The sequence below is a fragment of the Streptomyces oceani genome, assembly GCF_001751245.1.
GTDB classification, from domain to species: Bacteria; Actinomycetota; Actinomycetes; order Streptomycetales; family Streptomycetaceae; genus Streptomyces; species Streptomyces oceani.
Genome location: NZ_LJGU01000112.1, coordinates 103,742 through 106,333 on the forward strand (window position 1 = coordinate 103,742; position 2,592 = coordinate 106,333).

A 2,592-nucleotide genomic window follows, 5' to 3' on the forward strand; every position below is an offset into this window, starting at 1 on the left:
GCCGCCGGTGGGGCCGCCGGGCGGTAGCGCGGCCGGGGAGCCGCCGTCCAGGGCGGCCGGCTGGTCACCGCCGCCCTTTCTCGCCTTCCGCCCCTTCGGCCCCCGCTGGGCTCGACCAGAGTCCTTGCCGTCATTGCCAGCCTTGCCGGTCCTGCCGTCCCTGCCGTCCTTACCGCCGGACTTGCCCATCCTGCCGTCCCTGCCGCCGGTCGGCTTGCTGGCCGCGCCCAACTCCGCCGCCAGGGACCACAACGCCTGCTTGACCTGGCTGCGGTGGTCCAGGTCCTGGATACGTCCGGCGTCCAGGGCGGCGTGCAGGTCCTTGAAGTTCGCCGGCACCGTCTCCTCGGCGAGCGGGGTGCCGACGATCCGGGCGATCAACTGGGGCTGTATCTCGGTGTGCCGGGAGGCCCGGTTGACCACCGTGACCACCTCCTCCGGCTTCCGTACCCGCAGCCGCTCCCACATCCGCACCATCCGCTTGGCGGCCCGTACGGACACCACGTCCGGGGTGGTCAACAGCACGGCACGGTCGGCCAGTTCCAGGGCCGCGGCGTTCGCGGCGTGCATCTGGGTGCCGCAGTCGACGACGACGACCTGGTAGCGGGAGCGCACCGCGCCGACGACCTGCCGGGCCGTACGGTCGTCCACCTCCTCGCCGCGTTCCCCCTCTCCCGGCGCCAACAGCAGTGCCAGGCCGGTCTCGTGGGTGTAGACGGCGTCTCGTACGACCCGGGGCGAGAGGTCGCTGATGCCGGCCAGGTCGGCGACCGAGCGGCGGAACTGCACGTCCAGGAAGGAGGCGACGTCCCCGGACTGGAGGTTCATGTCGATCAGCGCCGTGTCGTGTCCGGAGGCCCGCGCGGCAAGCGCGAACTGCACGGCGGCGAGGGTCGCGCCGACCCCGCCCTTGGCGCCGGCCACCGCGAACACGGTGCCGCCACCGGGTGCGCCGCCCTCGAACTGGTCCGGGCCGGCGCCCAGATGGCGCCGTACCCCCTCGGCCCAGCTGGCGGCGGCGGTGACCCGGGTGGCGAGCGCGTCCTGGTTCAGCGGCAGCCCGAGCACGCCGCGCGCGCCGGAGTCCATCGCGGCGGAGTAGAGGCCGGGCGAGGTGTCCTGGGTGACCAGCACGACGCCGACCGCCGGAAAGCGCAGGGCGACCTCGCGGATCAGGTCCAGTGCCGGCACCGGCCCGATCAGCTCGTGCACCAGCACCGTCTCGGGCAGGCGCGGCACCCCCGCGGCGGCGGCCCGGTCCAGCAGGTCCAGCAGCTGGGTGGAGTCGGTCGCCGGCTGCCAGGGCTCGCTGTCCGGCAGCCGACCCAGCATGCCGACCAGGGCGCGGCCGGCGTCCGGATCGCTGACGGCAGGGAGGATACGGATCACCATCGCGGCCTCACCGTTCCCCGGTGAGGGTGTAGGTGCGCTCGTCCTCCGGGACCGGGTCGCTGCCGGGAGCGACCAGGGCGAGGCGTACGTGCTCGGCGAACGACTCGGCGTAGGCGACCCGTTGGGCGTCGGCGGTGGAGAGCGCGAAGGTGATCGGGACGCCCTCGCGCTCGCGCTGCCGGGTGCGGGCGTCGTCCTCGTCGCCCTCCTCGAAGGGAGTCAGCTCGCCGACGTCGATGACCTTGGCGTTGTCCACGATCACCTGGGAACGGGACGGCTGGGTCTTGTCGCCGGTCTGGTCGCCCTCGAAGGTGGCGTAGATGTTCACCTGGTTACCGGGGTTGATCTTGCCGGCGACCCCGGTCTCGGAGTCGATCATGATGGCGATCTCCTGTTGGCCGGGCTCCAGCTCGGGGCGTTTCACGATCATGTCGCTCTGCAGCAGGGAGCCGGCCTCCAGCGGGTTCACCGCGATCTTGCCGCGCAGCTCGCCGAGGTCGGTGACGGCCGTCTCCGGGACCCACCGCTCGGGCATCGAGACCTTCTCGAACTGGTCCTCGTCCAGGGGCTCGTAGGCCGGTATGTCGCGTTTCAGCTCGTACGCCGTCGTCTCCGGGCCGACCTTCGACTCGACGTTCCGGATCACCGTCAGCACGCCGGCGAAGACGCCCAGGGCGCACAACGCGGAGAGCACGATCAGGATGACGCCGCGGCGCTGGCGTGAGTTCATGGACGGCGGTCCCCTTGCTGGACGGTGGCGGAGTCGGCGGGCTGGCCGGTGGCGGCGTGTTCGGGCGGCGGTTCGTCGGGGGGTTCGTTGTGGGGTTCGTTGAGTGACTCGGAGAACCCTTCGGGTGGCGGTTCGGCGGGCCATCCGGCGTCCGACTCGGGTGGCGGTGCGCTGACGGGCCGGACGCGCGGGGCGAGTTCGACGCCCGCGGTCGGCAGTGGCGTGCCACCCGGTGGCGTGCCGCCGGGCGGGGCCTGGCTCGGTGGAGCGCCGCCCGGCGGGGTGTGGCGCGGCGGGGGCTGACCCCCGGCGGCTGGCCCGGTGGACTGGCCGGCACGTGCGGGCATCTGCTGGGGACGTGGTTGCTGCGGAGCCGACGGCCGCGGAGCCGCCTGCCAGGGACCGGACGATCGCGCGGCACCGGCGTACAAGCCGCCGGCGCGGCCCGCCGCCCCGCCCGTGCGGGGATC

2 protein-coding genes are annotated in these 2,592 nt (G+C 73.5%); both read right to left on the reverse strand.

The genetic code is table 11. From position 1 onward, the window contains the following. On the reverse strand, nt 1–1,392 hold a 1,392-nt coding region (locus AN216_RS05880), incomplete at its 3' end, for a CpaE/TadZ family protein (RefSeq protein WP_107401909.1). 7 nt (nt 1,393–1,399) lie between these two features. Beyond that, nucleotides 1,400–2,122 carry a Flp pilus assembly protein CpaB gene (gene cpaB, locus AN216_RS05885; RefSeq protein WP_070195521.1) on the reverse strand — a complete coding sequence of 241 codons (723 nt, stop codon included), beginning with the start codon at nt 2,120–2,122 and terminating at the stop codon, nt 1,400–1,402. Between the last annotated feature and the right edge of the window lie 470 nt (nt 2,123–2,592).

Coding starts and splice junctions, on each gene's coding strand:
- cpaB (WP_070195521.1), bottom strand. CDS start 2,122: ATGAACTCACGCCAGCGCCGCGGCGTCATCCTGATCGTGCTCTCCGCG.